Origin of the sequence: Corynebacterium comes, from assembly GCF_009734405.1 — a bacterium.
Taxonomy (GTDB): domain Bacteria; phylum Actinomycetota; class Actinomycetes; order Mycobacteriales; family Mycobacteriaceae; genus Corynebacterium; species Corynebacterium comes.
Genome location: NZ_CP046453.1, coordinates 508,424 through 523,037, shown reverse-complemented (window position 1 = coordinate 523,037; position 14,614 = coordinate 508,424). Strand labels below are relative to the sequence as shown.

Here is a 14,614-nt window from a genome sequence, read left to right as displayed (position 1 = left end):
CTGACCGGGCTTCACGCCGTTCACCTAGTGGTGGTGATGGCCGTGGGCTTCCGCCCCCGGACCCTCCGGCTTGGTGACCACGGATGCCTCGGTGGTGAGGATCATGCGGGCCACGGACGCAGCGTTGACCACTGCGTTGTGGGTGACCTTCACGGGATCGATGATGCCCTGGTCGATGAGATTGCCGTACTCGAGGGTGGCGGCGTTGAAGCCTTCACCGTTGGGCCGCTCAGCGGTCTTGGCGACGACGACTGCGCCGTCCAGACCCGCGTTCTCCGCGATCCAGTAGGCAGGCTTCACCAGTGCCCGGGCGACAGCCAGGACACCGGTCTTCTGCTCACCTTCGAACTCCTCGGCGTATGCCTTGAGCTCCTCGGCGATCTGGACCAGCGCGGAACCGCCACCGGCGATGACGCCCTCCTGCACGGCCGCACGGGCCGCGTTGATGGCGTCCTCGACGCGCAGCTTGCGCTCGTTGACCTCGGTCTCGGTCGGAGCACCGACACGGATGATGGCGACGCCACCGGACAGCTTGGCCAGACGTTCCTCGGACTTCTCACGGTCCCAGGTGGAGTCGGTGTTGGCGATCTCGCGGCGGATCTGCTCGCGACGGGCCTCGACCTCCTCCGGGGTGCCGGCACCGTCAACGATCACGGTGTCGTCCTTGGTGACGGTGATGCGGCGGGCAGAACCGAAGACCTCCGGGCCGGCCTCGTTGAGGCTGACGCCGACCTCGGGGTCGACGACGGTCGCGGCGGTGACCACTGCGAGGTCATCCATGAACGCCTTGCGACGCTCACCGAAGTACGGGGACTTCACGGCGACGGCGCGCAGCGTCTTGCGGATGGAGTTGACCACGAGGGTCTGCAGCGGCTCGCCCTCGATGTCCTCGGCGACGATGAGTACCGGCTTCCCGGACTCGACGACCGTCTCCAGGATAGGCAGGAGGTCCGGCAGGGAGGAGATCTTGTTGCGGACGAGCAGCACCAGGGCGTCGTCCAGCACTGCCTGCTGGGTGTCGACGTCGGTGATGAAGTAGGGCGAGAGGAAGCCCTTGTCGAAGGAGATGCCCTCGGTCACGTCCAGGGAGGATTCGATCGACTGGGACTCCTCGACGGTGAGGACGCCGTCCTTGCCGACCTTGTCCATGGCGCCGGCGACCATCTCACCGACGACCTCATCACGCGAGGAGACGGTGGCGACGTTGGCGATCTCCGCGGAGGAGGACACCTGCGTGGCGCGCCCCTTCAGCAGCTCGACGGTCTTCTCGGCGGCGGCGGCGATGCCGCGGTTGAGCTCGACCGGGTTCGCGCCGGCCGCGACGTTGCGCAGACCCTCGGCGATGAGCGCCTGGGCGAGCAGCGTCGCGGTGGTGGTTCCGTCACCGGCGACGTCGTTGGTCTGGATGGCCACGGACTTGACCAGCTGGGCACCCAGGTTCTCGAAGGGATCCTCGACGTCGATGTCACGGGCGATGGTGACGCCGTCATTGGTGACCAGCGGGCCACCGAAGGCCTTGTCCAGGACCACGTTGCGGCCCTTCGGGCCGAGGGTGACCTTCACAGCGTCGGCGAGTGTGTCCACGCCACGCTGGATGCCCTCACGGGCTTCCTGGTTGAATGCGATGAGCTTAGCCATGAGGCTGTACTACCTCCGACTACTTTTCGACGATCGCGAGCAGGTCACGCGCGGAGAGGAGCAGGTACTCCTGGCCGTTGTACTTCAGCTCGGTGCCGCCGTACTTGGAGAAGATGACGGTGTCACCCTCCTTGACGTCCACCGGAATACGGTCGCCGTCCTCGTCCATGCGGCCCGGGCCCACGGCGATGACGGTGGCTTCCTGCGGCTTCTCCTTGGCGGAGTCCGGGATGACCAGGCCGGAAGCGGTGGTGGTCTCTGCCTCGACGATCTGGACCAGGACCTTGTCCTCGAGCGGCTTGATGGTGACGTTTGCCACGATATTCCTCCGTGAAAGTTGAGTGAGTTGAATGTGCCGGTTGCAGTGCCAGCACAGTCGTCGTCGCGGGTGAACAACTGTGGGTGAAACAACCTACTGGCACTCTACCTTCGAGAGTGCCAGCGCTCAACCTTCACGTCTGCCGGATCACATCAGTCGATCGGGAACTGGCCCAGGTTGAGCACGGCCGCGCGCCAGAAGCGGTAGTCCTCCTCGTTGTCCTCCCGGTAGTTGCGCACGGCCCGGATGCCGTCCTTGATGCGCTCGATCTCATCGAGGCCGATGTCCTGTCCCTCTGCGCCGACGAAAATGACCGGACCGGACACAGCCGCGGTCGGATCGGAGAGGAACGCCGAGTTGCCGGTGGCGGCGTGGCCACGGCCGAGGGAGGCCACCGGATTCGGCTCGGCGCCGTGCGCCTTGGCCTCGGGGTTGAACAGCGCAGCGAAGGTGCTGCCATCATCCTGGAAGGCCACCGAGACACGGCCATCGGTGACGCCGCCCAGGAACTGGGCGGCGTGTTCCAGTTCAAAGGAGACGGTGCGGTGGGAAAGGTCGGGACTGACGAGGAATCCGGTGGTCATGGAACGTCCTTCTCAAGACAAAGGTGACAGGTCCCCGTCACCGTAACCGCCCCGGGGCGGGCCCGCTCGGCGAACAGCAGGCCTCCCGGAAGCCCTCAGGCCCCGACCAGCGGAACCTCGACCTCCAGCGACGGGTCGGTGCCCACCGTGAGTTCGCTGGCAGCCGCCCCCTCGTGGATGAGCTGGGCGGCCAGCGCCGCGATCATGACGCCGTTGTCGGTGCACAGCGAGAAACGCGGCACGCGTAGCTCGATTCCCGCAGCCCCGCAACGTTCCTGCGCCAGCTCCCGCAGCCGCGAGTTCGCCGCCACTCCCCCGCCCAGCAGCAGCACCTTCGCGCCGGTGTCCTCACAGGCGCGGACCGCCTTGACGGTGAGCACGTCGCACACCGCCTCCTGGAAGGACGCACACACGTCCTCCACCGAAATCACCCGCCCCTCCCGCTCCGCAGCCTCCACATAGCGGGCGACGGAGGTCTTCAGCCCGGAGAAGGAGAAGTTGTGACGGTGGCCGCGTTCCTCATCCACCCGCTTCATCAGGCCGCGCGGGAATGCGATCGCGTCCCGGTCGCCGCGCTGCGCCAGACGGTCGATGACCGGTCCGCCGGGATAACCCAGGCCCAGCAGGCGGGCGACTTTGTCGTAGGCCTCACCGGCGGCGTCGTCGAGCGTGGAACCCAACTCATGCATCGGCCGCCCCACGGCCTCCACCTCGAGCAGCTGCGTATGTCCACCGGAGACGAGCAACGCCACCGAATGCGGCAACGGGTCGCCCTCCAGATTGGCCACCGCAACGTGACCGCCGAGGTGGTTGACGGCGTAGAACGGCACATCCCACGCAGCCGCGTAGGCCTTGGCGGCGGACGCCCCGACCAGCAGTGCGCCTGCTAGGCCCGGGCCGACCGTCGCCGCCACCGCATCGGGCTTCTCGACGCCCGCCTCAGCCAGCGCCGCCCGCATCACCGGGCCCATCTGCTCCAGGTGGGCCCGGGAGGCGATCTCGGGCACAACCCCACCGAACCGGGCGTGCTCCTGCATCGAGGACGCGACCTTGTCCGCCAGGATCTTCACCGTGCCGTCGTCAGCGAGGTCGACGACACCGACGCCGGTCTCGTCGCAGCTGCTCTCGACACCCAGGACAATCATCGTTCGCTCCTCGCCGCGCGCTTCATCGTGTATGCATCAGCCCCCGAGGGCTGGTAGTAGTTCTTCCGTTCCCCGATGCGGTGGAAGTCGAAGGCCTCGTACATGGCGATCGCGGCCTCGTTGTCGGTACGCACCTCGAGGAAGACCTCCCCGTCCAGGCTGTCGGCGAGCGCCATGAACTGCTGCATGAGCAGCCGCCCCAGACCTTGTCGACGCTGTCCGGGATCGACGCCGATGGTGTGGATCTCGAACTCGGGGTCATGCCGCGGACCCAACTGGGAGATGCCGCCGTAGGCCAGCAGATCATCCCCGTCGAACACACCCAGGTAGAGGTTGTTGGGCTGCGCGAACTCGACGACGAAAATGTCCCGCGGCCACGGGTTGTCCTCCGGGAACAGCAGCTGCTCCAGCTCGGCGCAGCGTGTGGCGTGCTCAAAATCCAGCTGCCGGATCTCCATCTACAGCTCCACTTCCGGGATCGCAGGCGACCTGGGCGCCGGCTTGGGTTCCTTCGCGTCCGGCCGACGCAGGTACAGCGGGACGAGCGGCTCCGGGGTGGCCGACAGATCAGCAACCGCCACCAGGGACTCCGCGTCCGGCGCGAGGTCATGCTTCTCCACGCCGCGGAGCGCCTCCGGCAGCTGCTCCGCCAGCTGCTCCGGCACGGAGACGACGTTCACCTCGTGCGGGAGGGCGAGTTCCGCGGGCTTGACCACGTCCGGACCAGCCGTGCGGGTCTCGCCGTCGTAGGTCGCCCAGTAGATCTCGCGGCGGCGGGCGTCGGTTGCCACCAGCCTGCGACCCCCGGGCAGTCGCCGGGCGATCGCGTCGAGGGAACACACCCCGTGGACCGGGATGCCCAGGGCGTCGCCGAATGCGGCGGCCGTGGCCATCCCTACACGCAGGCCGGTGAAAGGACCCGGTCCGCAGCCGACCACGACCGCGTCGAGGTCGGGGAAGGCCACGGCGGCGTCGGAAAGCAGGGCCCGCACAGTGGGGGTGAGCTGCTCATTGTGGGCACGCGTGCCCGGGATCACCCGGTCATGGGTCCGCCCCGTGGACGTGTCCACCAGGCCCGTGACCAGATCGGGGGTGGAGGTGTCAATCGCCAGTACAAGCACGCCCCCCAGAATAGAGCAACGCTAGTTCAGCAGTGCCCAGCCGCCCTCGGTGGTCTTGCCCAGCGGCAGCATGACGCGGGAATCGAAGTAGCCGCCGAGTTGGACGCTGCACAGGTCGACGTCGGAACGCTCGATGCGGTCGAAGGCCTGGCCGCCGTCCGCGGAACGCAGCAGCAGGTAGTTGGTGTCCTCCGGAACGCCGCCGGAACCGAGCTCGAGCTCCGAGGCGTCCGCCTCGAAGTTGGTGGCGATGCCCTCGGCGGAGGTGAAGGGGCAGACAACGGCAGCCGCGATCCACTCCTCCCCGTACAGATCCTGCGGGGACAGGCCGACAATGTTCAGGCCCTGGGCGTCGGCGGCGGCGACGGCCTGCTCGAGGGAGCCGGCGGTGTCGAAACGCGTCTCGCTGGCCATCGGACGCATCGAGATGAGCAACGCCAGGACAGCGATCCAGGCGACGATGACGATGGCGACGATGTAGCGGCCGGTGGTGGACAGGCGCACAGGGGGCTCCTCTGAGGTGTAGTGGACAGACCTGCACACGATACTCCCGCTTCCTGGGAGACCGCTGGATCTAGAGCAGCAGAAGCAGAATTATCTGGCTGGCGACGATCTTGCCGATCATCGCCGTCGGGTACACCATGGCGTAACCGCGGGAGGCGAGCTCCGTACCGGTCTGGCCGTTGAGATAGGAGATGACCGCCGGGTTGGTCGTCGCACCGGCCGCCACACCCATCGATTCATCCCAGGTGAGTTTGAGCACCAGAATGCCGAACACCGCGCACACGAGCGCCGAGGTGACGGTGATGAGCAGGCCCGCAGCCATGACGTTCAACGAGGAGGGGTCCATCAGGGCGGAGCGGAAACCGGCGCCTGCGGTGGTACCCACACCTGCGAGGAAGAGCGACAGCCCGAGGGTGTTGAGGGTGTGGACCGCGTGGTAGGGCATGGTCCAGGTCAGCGGACCCGTGCGGTGCAGCGCCCCGAGAACGAGGCCGACGACGATCGGCCCGCCACCGAACCCGAGGGAGAGCACCGACCCGCCCGGCAGCGGGATCGGGATCGCGCCCAGCAGCAGACCCGCGAGCAGGCCGACGGCGAAGGGCAGAAGATCGGGGGCTGCCAGGGATTTTTCCGAGTCCCCCAGAAAGCCGCGCACCTCATCCATCCGGTTCGGTGGGGCGATGACCCGGACCCGGTCGGAGTAGTTGAGCACGTCCTCCGGGTGAGGCACCTCCTCTGCGTCACCGCGACGGATGCGTGCGATCCGGAAACCGGCGGACACGGTGTTCAGATCCCGCAGACGGCGGCCCACCACCCGCGGGTTCGACACGGTCATGCGGGTGTAGATGAGGTCGGTGTCCTCGATCTTCACGGTGACCCGGGCACCCAGGTTGCGTTGCGCGGTCCTGATGGCCTCCTTCGTTCCGTTGATCACCAGCACCATGTCCTCGTGCAGCCGGTCCGTGGGCGCGGCGAGGGAATGCTCTCCCTCACCGTGGACGATGCGGGTGGCGATGATCTCCGCACCCGCCAACGTAGGCAGCTGCGCCACCGTTCCCTCGATACCGGGGCCGATGCGCACACCGTCCCACTCGAGCGGGGCGATGATCAGCCCCTCCTTCTCCGCGTCCGCCCGGTGGTCGACCTTGAGCAGCTTCGCGCCGATCGCGGCCACCAGGATGGAACCGATCACGGCCCCCGGGTAGGCCAGCGAATAACCGACCACCGGTTCCCCGGCGCGCGTCGGATCCACCAGGGAACCGCCCTCCACCATGGTGACGATCGCGGCCATGCCCGGGGTGGAACTCAGGGCGCCCGCGAACATGCCCGCCCCGGCGAGCTCCCCCAGCCCGAATACCCGGATGAAGCCGTAGGCCACCCCGACCAGGCCGATGATCAGCAGGATCATGAAAAGCGTCAGGCGCCAGCCCCGGGACCGGAACTCGGCGAAGAACTGCTCACCCGCCGTGAGACCGATGGCGTAGACGAACATCGCCAGGCCCAGCTGATACACCAGCGCGGGGATCTGGATCTCGGGGTTGGCCGTAGACAGCCCCAACGCCACGAAGAGCACCGCGGCCGCCCCCAGGGAGATTCCGAGGACGCGGATCTTGCCCAGGGCCAGGCCCGCGGCGAGGATGGCGACGAGGGCGATGAGCGGGTTGGCGGCGAGAAAGTCCAGCACAACCCCCATTGAACTCCGGGGCCTGAGGCTCTGCAAGTGCAGGCGGCCGCGGGCCCCGCCCCGGGTCCACCCACGCATTACCAGGTCAATGACACCATGAACGGTCTATACTGACCGAACCAGAACCGCCGCCCCGTCGACGGTCTCGAGCGGGCGCAGGAACCCGAGATCCTGCGCTCCTTCCACGACTGTCCACCCCCGGAGTCCAACTGGATCGATGCCTTGGTCACCCAAGGTTCCGCGCGGGATCCGGCGGGAGAACGTGACCTGTGGCGGAGCGGACGTGGGGCGTTTACAGTGACCTCACCACCATATCTCGGCAGGAGATTTCCGATGACCGTGCACCACTCCATCGAGACGTTCAGCTACCGCCTCTCACTCGCGCTCGTCGAGACGCTCGAGCTGCACTCCGACCACCTGCCCGGCCACAAACTCTACGGCGCGATGCTCGTGTCCACCACCGACGACCTGCTCCCCTGGTTCGCGGTGCTGGACGATTCCGACACGGTAGGGATAGAACCGCACCGCCGGTGGGCCCCGGGTGATTTCTGCACGGCTCTGAACAACCCGCTTCTCGCCGAGGTCTGCGGTCTCACCCACGACCTCCGCGACAGCTGGGCCGGCACCACTGAGGAATGGCAGCGCATCTCCCTCGTCGCGCTTTCCGACGCCCTCGGTTCCCGCCCCGTCCGCCACGCACTCCACAGCATGGGGGCCGACCCGATCCTGTACATCTTCGACGACCGGGGAGCCGGCATCGAGGCGACGACGTTCGTGGCGCTCAACGCCGGTCGGGAGTCCGAACCCTTCTACCGGCAGGCGTCGCGCTTCCTCCTCTAGCCGGCCGGCCCTCCGGCCCGGCGCCACCGTGCGGGACGGGTGTCGGGTTCGTCGTCGGTGGTGATGTACAGTGACATTGCGAGAGTGTCCAGGTCGTTGTCCACAACTTCGATCCTGAACACTCTCGCTTTGTCTTGTCAATGATCAGGCAGCCGAGTGCCCGCCCACGACGCGGTCCGGGACATCAACCCACGTGAACCGCAGCCCCGGCGGGCGCGGTGGCGGTGGCCGCCTGCCCCACCGGTTCCCGGCTGACCCGCATTCCCGCGGATCCCGCCTGCAGGCATACGTGGGCCTCCCAGGCCGGGGATGCCTGCGGATGATCGGCCCGCCGGTGGGCACCCCGTGATTCCTCACGCTCCCGGGCGGCGTGCGCCACCAGCAGCGCAGTGGTGTGCACGGCAGTAGCGTCCAGGGCGTCGTCGTCGAGCACCTGACCGGTGGGCAGAGCGGCAAGCCCCGCCATCGCCGCGTCCAGCCCCTCGGCCGTCCGCAACACCCCGACGTGAGTGTCCATGAGCTCGTTGATCCGGGCCAGGTTGGCGGAGTCGGCGAGCGGCAGGGTACGACGCGGGACGGGTTCACCGGGCAGGTCAAGGGGCAGGTCGCGCAGCCACCGCCCCAGCCGGTCGCCCATGACGAGCGCCTCGGGCACCGAATTGGAGGCCAACCGGTTCGCACCCTGTACCCCGGTGGCGGCGAGCTCACCGATGGCGAACAGTCCGGGGACGTTCGTGCGTCCCTCCATGTCGGTGGCCACCCCGCCGCACAGGTAGTGGGCGCCGGGACGCACCGGGATGGGGTCACTCACCGGGTCGACGCCGCGTTCGCGCAACATGGCGAGGATGCCGGGGAATTTCGACTCCCACGCCGCCGCGCCGAAGTGGCGGGCGTCGAGAAGCAGACACTCCTCCCCCGTGGCGGACATGTGGGCGTGCATCGCCGCGGAGACGACGTCACGCGGGGCGAGATCCGCCAGCGGGTGCACGCCGAGCATGATGCGGCGCCCGGCATGGTCGATGAGTACGGCCCCCTCGCCGCGGACCGCCTCGGACACGAGGACATCGCGCCCACCTGTGCGGGACTCCCCGGCACGGCGGTGGAGGATCGTGGGGTGGAACTGGGTGAACTCGACGTCACGCACCGTCGCCCCGGCCCGCCAGGCCATGGCCAGCCCGTCGCCGGTGGCCACGGCGGGGTTGGACGTCAACGTCCAGGCCTGGCCAGCCCCGCCGGTGGCCAGGACGACGGTCGGGGCCAGCAGGTCGCCCACGGCACCTGCCCCGTCCCGGACGCGCACCCCACAGGCGGCTCCGTGTCCGTCGGTGAGCACGTCGATGGCCCGCAGGCCGGTGCGCAGCCGCACGCTGCAACCGGGTTGATCCAGGCGCCGACGCAGGGCGTGAAGAAGCGTGCGCTCGACCTCCCTGCCCGAGCCGTCACCGCGGGCATGGAGAATCCGGCGGGCGCTGTGGCCACCCTCGAGGTGCAGGTCATAGTCGTCCCCGGCCCGGTCAAATCTGGCGCCGAGGTTGATGAGGCGGCGGATGACCCCCGGGGCGGACTCGACGAGGGTGCGCACCGCCGAGGGATCACATAACCCGGCACCGGCCGTCAGGGTGTCCGCGAAGTGAGCCCCGGCGGTGTCGGCGGCATCCCACACCGCCGCCAGCCCGCCCTGGGCCCAGTCGGTGGCGGATTCGGTCGGGTCGGTGGCGCGGGTGAGCAGCATAGCGGGGACGCCGGCCTCGGCCAGGTGGACGGCGGCGGTCAGACCGGCGGCCCCGGAGCCGATGATGACGACCCCGGTGGCCCGCTGCCAGGTGGGCGCGGGGGTGGCGAGCATGCCGGTGGTGTGGGTGGGTGTCATGGCTCCTCCTCGGGTTTTCGACCCGGAGTCGAAAACTACGCAGCATGCTAGCATCCGGGCCGTGCGCACCTCCAGGAACCCAGGCCCTCTCCGCGACCCGGAGGGTGTGGCCAAGTACCGCCACGAGGCTGTCGCGGTGCTCCTGCGGGTCGGGTTCACCGACGCCTCGCCGCGGGGCCTGGAGGTTCTGGCCTACCGGCGACGTCGCCCGCCCTTCGACGACCAGTGGGCACTGCCCAGCGGACCCGTCGAAGTCGACGAAACCCTGGGCGAGTCGGTGCTGCGCCACCTGGGGCACCGGACGGGAGTGGCCGGGCAGGTCCACCTGGAGCAGCTCGAGACCTGCGGCGCGCCGGGGCGGGATCCGTGGGACCGCACCATCGCCACCGCCTTCCTCGCCCTGCTCCCCTGGTCGGAGGGACCGGAGGCGGACGAGGATCTGGCGTGGCTGCCGGTGGCCAGCCTGCCGGACATGGCTTTCGACCACGGCAAGCTGACACAGGCGGGGGCCGAGCGGTTGCGCGCCAAGCTGTCCTACACCAACATCGCCTTCGCGCTGGCCCCGGAAACCTTCACCATCGCACAATTGCGCGACGCCTATTCGGCGGTGCTCGGGCACGAGGTCTCGGCGACGAATCTCCAGCGCATCCTCACGCGGCGCGGGCAGCTCGCCCCGACCGGTGAACGTGCCACGCCCGGCACCGGCGGCGGGAGGCCCGCTCAGCTGTACCGCTTCACCCGGCACGAACTGACGGTCACCGACCCTTTCGCCGTGCTTCGACCGCGGGAAGAAACTGCGCAGGGCGGGTAGATCCCGGCCGTCCACCCATCCGCCGCAGTCCGAGGACGAGCCCTCTTGACGTCACTCGAGAAACATCAGTCCCTGTCGTCACATTTTGAAAGTAATTGGACGCATTATTGCAATCTTAAATCGGGAGATAATCAGATACCACCCCCATATGGGGCTGATAATGGCCGCATCTTTCCCGGTTTCCACAGGATCACCTTCGCTGGCCCATACTTTCCGACCAGATTGACCTAACGTTCGAAGCACAGCACGTTCCGCCATCGACGTCGGTTTCTGCCTGTGGCCACTGCCGAAGGTGCCCGACCCCGGCGAACAGTCCGACAAGGACCCACCTCCCACAAAGGAAAAGTATGTTTAACAAACGCATTGCCGCAGCGGTCGCCGGCGCCTCCCTCGCCTCCCTCACCTTCCTCGCCCCGCCGGCTTCCGCCGACCAGATCCTCGAGATCGGGGACAAGTGCTTCGTGGAAGAGGTGGTCACCCACGAGGAGGTCGTGGGTACCCGTACCGTCGCCGAGCCCGTCGCCCGCCAGGGAGACTGGCCGATCGGGGAGGTGGAGGGGCCCGCAGGCTGGACCTTCCACCACACGGACACCACAGAAGGTCCGGGACAGGGTGCGGGCACCATCGTCGCAGACATCCCGGCGGGCACCCCGGCGGGCGAGTACACCGCAGTGGCCTACCACTTCGGTTACTCCAAGAACCAGGTCTCCGAGCCCGTCACGTACACGGTCGTCGAGGAGGACATCACCGAGAGCCGCACCTGGAACGATCGTGAAGAAGTTCCGTGCGAGGACGACATCCATGACGACACCGCCTCCGGCGACGGCTCACACTCGGGAGACTCCGGCGCCTCAGGTGCCTCGGACCAGCAGGCCGACTTCGTCGACTACAAGGTCCTGGCCCAGCAGCAGGCCATGAATGCCCCGGCCACTGCTCCCGCAGCCGTTCCCGCCGCCGCTGCCCCGGCCACCGAGGAAGTCACCCCCACGCAGGCCGCCCAGCAGATGCAGTTGGCCAACAACGGCCTCGGCGGCACCCTGATCGCCCTGGCCGTGGGCCTGGCCGCCGCTGCCGCCGGCGCCGGTCTCGTGCTCAAGCGACGGGCCAACTAGAGCACGCCAGAAAGACGGCGAAGGCGCGGCCCCTAAGCCCTCACGAGCTCCCAGGTGAAGATCCGTGCCTCGGAGTCGGGGTCACGCAGCACCGCAGTCTCCCGGTCGATCCGGATGACCAGGTAGGCGTCGGCGATCTGCTCGACCAGCCCGCCGCCCCACTCGGCGACGACGACGGCGTCGGAAAGCTCGGTGTCCAGGTCCAACGCATCAAGTTCGCCGAGCGGGTCGCCCGACGAGCCCTCGCCGAGCAGCCGGTAGGCGTCGACGTGGATGAGCGCGGGCCCGCCGACCGTGGAGCGATGCTCCCGGGCGATGACGAATGTCGGGGAGGTCACCCGCCCCTTGACCTGCAGGCCGCGGGCGATGCCCTGGGTGAAGGTGGTCTTGCCCGCGCCGAGGGGACCGTCGAGAATCACCACGTCGCCGGCCTCCAGCGCATGCCCGAGCTCCTCGCCGAACGCCTGCGTCTCCTCGGCGGTGCCCAGTTCGCGGGATCCTGCCCGGGGGAACGACGATCTCACAGCTGCACTCCACCCTCATAGGTGCGGGTGGTACGCCCGGACGGGGTACAGACGATCTCGTAGTTGATGGTGCCGGTGGCGGCGGCGAGCTCATCGGCGCTCATGCCGCCTTCACCGAAGAGCACGGCCTCATCCCCGGGGGCGACGCCGAACTCGTTGGCGCCCAGGTCCACCACGATCTGGTCCATGCACACACGCCCGACCTGCGGGTAGAGCTTTCCGCCGATACCCACCTGCAGCGTGCCCTGCCAGGCGCGCGGCACGCCGTCGGCGTAACCGGCCGGAACAACGGCGAGCCAGCCGGGTTCCGCCGCCGTCCAGGTGTGCCCGTAGCTGGTGGATTCGCCCGGCCGGACGGGCTTGACCACGGTGATCCGCCCGATCCAGCTCATCGCGGGCCTGAGCCCGTGGTCCAGGCCGGCGATCGGCTCGAGTCCGTACAGGGAGAGTCCGACGCGGACGAGCTGGTGGTGCAGGTCAGGGCGGGTCAGGGTGCCGGGCGAGTTGCACAGGTGGTTGACCGGCACCTCCAGGCCCATCTCACGGGCCAGGTCGATGGCGCGCTGGAAGGTTGCGCCCTGCTCGTCGTTCGCCGGGTGCTCCGGCTCATCGGCGCACGCGAGGTGGGAGAACAGGCCGGTGACGGTGAGGTGTTCGGCGTCACGCAGCAGCGCGAACACCTCCGCCCAGTCGGCTTCGTCGACGCCGGAGCGGTGCAGCCCGGTGTCGACCTTGACGGTGACCCGGGCGGGGACGGCGGCGTCGACAAGTGCCTGCGCATGGCGCAGCGACGGGACGCCGAGCTGGATGCGCAGGGCGAGAGCCTCCGCGAGATCCTGTTCCGGGTTCCAGATCCACGCGAGGATGGGCTTGCTGACACCCCCCTCGCGCAGCTGGACGGCCTCACTCAGGGTAGCCACGCCGAAGCAGTCGGCGCCGTTGGCCGCCATCACCTCCGCCACGCGGCCGGCGCCGTGGCCGTAGCCGTCGGCCTTGACCACCGCCATCAGCTGCGTGTCACCCACCAGCTCCTTGAGCAGACGGGTGTTATGGGCGATGGCGTCGAGATCGATACGGGTGGAGAGAAGATCCATGGGTGACATTGTGCCACCCTGGTCGCCCTGGAACACGACGCCTCCGCCCCCGACCGCACAAGGGCGGTCAGGGGCGGCGTCGGGAAGCGGGGGTTACGCGCGCACGATGTCGGTGACCTCGATGGACTCGTAGGGGCGGGTGAAGTTGTTCAGGCGCGGGACGACCGCGCCGATCCGGTAGCTGGCGACCTGCTTCGCCCAGGCGCTGAGCAGCCCGTGGATCTCCAGCTTGGCCAGGCCCTGGCCGGCGCAGGCATGGATGCCGTAGCCGAAGCCGATGTGGTCGACGGCGTTGCGGGTGATGTCGAAGACCTCGGGGTTGTCGAACTTGCGCGGGTCCATGTTGGCGGAGCCGTAGCACAGGGCGACCTGGGCCCCGGCGGGGATGAGTGTGCCGCCGACCTCGACGTCCCTGGTGGCGCGGCGGCCGAACACCGGGGCCGGGGTGCGCAGGCGGATGACCTCGGCCAGGGCGGAGGGGACCAGCGAGAGATCCTCGCGCAGCTTCTGGAACTGCTCCGGGTTCTGGCCGAGCAGGACCAGGGCGTTGCCGATGGTCGTGATGGTGGTGTCCATCCCGGCCGCGAGGATCTGGTGGACGATGTAGCCGAAGGACTCGTGGGAGATCTCTCCGCGCTCGGAGGCCTCGAAGATGGCCCGGCCGATGGAGCCTTCGGCGAGGTCCTCCCCCTGCATCTCCTCGTGGGTCCACTTGAACAGCTCGCCGGCGACGGGGAAGGAGGCCTGGGCACGCTCGTTGAGCGGGCCGAGCAGGTTGAACGCGGCCTCACCCCAGGGCAGGATCTTCTCGCGCAGACCACCCTGGACGCCGATGAGGTCGAGGACGACGGAGACCGGGAAGGCCACCGCCATGTCGGCCATGCCGTCGAAGGAGCCGCGCTCGACCATCTCGGAGACGAGCTTCTCGGCGGAGGCGTTGATGTCGTCCTTCATACCACGCAGGGCGCGCGGCGAGAGGTTGTCGGTGAGGATGGCGCGCAGCTTGCCGTGCTCCGGCGGGTCGGAGGCCAGGGAGGTGCCCGAGAGGATCTCGTTCATCTGCGGGTTGAAGGCGACGGACTTCGAGGAGAAGGTCGCGGGATCACCCAGCGCGGCGCGGACCTCCTCGTAGCGGGTGACGGCATAGGAGTCGTTGGCGGGCAGGTAGACCACGGGGCCGAGTTCGCGCAGCTGCGCGAAGACGGCGTCGTCGTTGACGGAGAGGACCTCATCCGAGAACAGGTCGATGTCGGAGGTCGGGACAGATACGCCGGGGGCGGTGGAGGACGGGGCGGACATGAGGGACACCTCTCGTAGCGGGCTGTGACTTGATCTGGGTCACAGTAAACCCGCCCCGCTTCCATCCGT

General features: G+C 68.5%; 15 protein-coding genes. 3 read left to right on the top strand and 12 right to left on the bottom strand.

What is annotated here, in order from left to right; translation table 11 throughout:
• Positions 1-24: 24 nt before the first annotated feature.
• The 8 genes from groL to CETAM_RS02565 form a co-directional block, all read right to left on the bottom strand.
• Positions 25-1,638 (bottom strand): chaperonin GroEL, encoded by a 1,614-nt coding sequence (gene groL / locus CETAM_RS02600; RefSeq protein ID WP_156226951.1) that lies wholly within the window; start codon positions 1,636-1,638, stop codon positions 25-27.
• A 19-nt stretch (positions 1,639-1,657) separates the two neighbouring features.
• A complete protein-coding gene (gene groES / locus CETAM_RS02595; RefSeq protein WP_156226950.1) occupies positions 1,658-1,957 on the bottom strand; it encodes a co-chaperone GroES in 300 nt (99 codons plus the stop codon).
• Positions 1,958-2,109: 152 nt separating this feature from the next.
• Complete coding sequence (locus tag CETAM_RS02590) at positions 2,110-2,541, bottom strand: hypothetical protein (RefSeq protein WP_156226949.1); 432 nt, start codon at positions 2,539-2,541, stop codon at positions 2,110-2,112.
• A 95-nt stretch (positions 2,542-2,636) separates the two neighbouring features.
• Positions 2,637-3,686 (bottom strand): tRNA (adenosine(37)-N6)-threonylcarbamoyltransferase complex transferase subunit TsaD, encoded by a 1,050-nt coding sequence (gene tsaD, locus CETAM_RS02585; protein ID WP_156226948.1) that lies wholly within the window; start codon positions 3,684-3,686, stop codon positions 2,637-2,639.
• Positions 3,683-4,144 (bottom strand): ribosomal protein S18-alanine N-acetyltransferase, encoded by a 462-nt coding sequence (gene rimI, locus CETAM_RS02580; protein WP_156226947.1) that lies wholly within the window; start codon positions 4,142-4,144, stop codon positions 3,683-3,685. The genes tsaD and rimI overlap by 4 nt, the downstream gene beginning before the upstream one ends.
• A complete protein-coding gene (gene tsaB / locus CETAM_RS02575; RefSeq protein ID WP_156226946.1) occupies positions 4,145-4,807 on the bottom strand; it encodes a tRNA (adenosine(37)-N6)-threonylcarbamoyltransferase complex dimerization subunit type 1 TsaB in 663 nt (220 codons plus the stop codon).
• Between the two features lie 21 nt (positions 4,808-4,828).
• Positions 4,829-5,311 (bottom strand): hypothetical protein, encoded by a 483-nt coding sequence (locus tag CETAM_RS02570; protein WP_156226945.1) that lies wholly within the window; start codon positions 5,309-5,311, stop codon positions 4,829-4,831.
• A gap of 70 nt (positions 5,312-5,381) precedes the next feature.
• Positions 5,382-6,995 (bottom strand): aspartate:alanine exchanger family transporter, encoded by a 1,614-nt coding sequence (locus CETAM_RS02565; protein ID WP_156226944.1) that lies wholly within the window; start codon positions 6,993-6,995, stop codon positions 5,382-5,384.
• Positions 6,996-7,328: 333 nt separating this feature from the next.
• Between CETAM_RS02565 and CETAM_RS02560 the strand changes: the two genes are divergently transcribed.
• Positions 7,329-7,835, top strand: coding sequence for a hypothetical protein (locus CETAM_RS02560; RefSeq protein WP_156226943.1), 507 nt, complete (start codon positions 7,329-7,331; stop codon positions 7,833-7,835).
• A 184-nt stretch (positions 7,836-8,019) separates the two neighbouring features.
• Here the strand turns inward: CETAM_RS02560 and nadB are convergent, their stop codons facing one another.
• On the bottom strand, positions 8,020-9,705 hold the full coding sequence (gene nadB, locus CETAM_RS02555; RefSeq protein WP_156226942.1) for an L-aspartate oxidase: 1,686 nt from the start codon (positions 9,703-9,705) through the stop codon (positions 8,020-8,022).
• A 61-nt stretch (positions 9,706-9,766) separates the two neighbouring features.
• Here nadB and CETAM_RS02550 point away from each other — a divergent pair, with 61 nt between their 5' ends.
• A complete protein-coding gene (locus CETAM_RS02550) occupies positions 9,767-10,516 on the top strand; it encodes an NUDIX hydrolase (RefSeq protein ID WP_231587556.1) in 750 nt (249 codons plus the stop codon).
• A gap of 347 nt (positions 10,517-10,863) precedes the next feature.
• A complete protein-coding gene (locus tag CETAM_RS02545; protein ID WP_156226940.1) occupies positions 10,864-11,628 on the top strand; it encodes a hypothetical protein in 765 nt (254 codons plus the stop codon).
• Positions 11,629-11,660: 32 nt separating this feature from the next.
• On the opposite strand, the gene tsaE is transcribed toward CETAM_RS02545, so the two are convergent.
• The 3 genes from tsaE to CETAM_RS02530 form a co-directional block, all read right to left on the bottom strand.
• Positions 11,661-12,152, bottom strand: a complete 492-nt coding sequence (tsaE, locus tag CETAM_RS02540; protein ID WP_156226939.1) for a tRNA (adenosine(37)-N6)-threonylcarbamoyltransferase complex ATPase subunit type 1 TsaE — start codon at positions 12,150-12,152, stop codon at positions 11,661-11,663.
• Complete coding sequence (alr, locus tag CETAM_RS02535; protein ID WP_156226938.1) at positions 12,149-13,246, bottom strand: alanine racemase; 1,098 nt, start codon at positions 13,244-13,246, stop codon at positions 12,149-12,151. The genes tsaE and alr overlap by 4 nt, the downstream gene beginning before the upstream one ends.
• A 93-nt stretch (positions 13,247-13,339) precedes the next feature.
• Positions 13,340-14,545, bottom strand: coding sequence for a cytochrome P450 (locus CETAM_RS02530; RefSeq protein ID WP_156226937.1), 1,206 nt, complete (start codon positions 14,543-14,545; stop codon positions 13,340-13,342).
• Between the last annotated feature and the right edge of the window lie 69 nt (positions 14,546-14,614).

Excerpts from the sequence above, each read along its gene's own strand:
- tsaD (WP_156226948.1), bottom strand. The coding sequence starts at position 3,686 with ATGATTGTCCTGGGTGTCGAGAGCAGCTGCGACGAGACCGGCGTCGGT.
- nadB (WP_156226942.1), bottom strand. The coding sequence starts at position 9,705 with ATGACACCCACCCACACCACCGGCATGCTCGCCACCCCCGCGCCCACC.
- groL (WP_156226951.1), bottom strand. The coding sequence starts at position 1,638 with ATGGCTAAGCTCATCGCATTCAACCAGGAAGCCCGTGAGGGCATCCAG.
- alr (WP_156226938.1), bottom strand. The coding sequence starts at position 13,246 with ATGGATCTTCTCTCCACCCGTATCGATCTCGACGCCATCGCCCATAAC.
- CETAM_RS02560 (WP_156226943.1), top strand. The coding sequence starts at position 7,329 with ATGACCGTGCACCACTCCATCGAGACGTTCAGCTACCGCCTCTCACTC.
- CETAM_RS02530 (WP_156226937.1), bottom strand. The coding sequence starts at position 14,545 with ATGTCCGCCCCGTCCTCCACCGCCCCCGGCGTATCTGTCCCGACCTCC.
- rimI (WP_156226947.1), bottom strand. The coding sequence starts at position 4,144 with ATGGAGATCCGGCAGCTGGATTTTGAGCACGCCACACGCTGCGCCGAG.
- CETAM_RS02545 (WP_156226940.1), top strand. The coding sequence starts at position 10,864 with ATGTTTAACAAACGCATTGCCGCAGCGGTCGCCGGCGCCTCCCTCGCC.
- CETAM_RS02590 (WP_156226949.1), bottom strand. The coding sequence starts at position 2,541 with ATGACCACCGGATTCCTCGTCAGTCCCGACCTTTCCCACCGCACCGTC.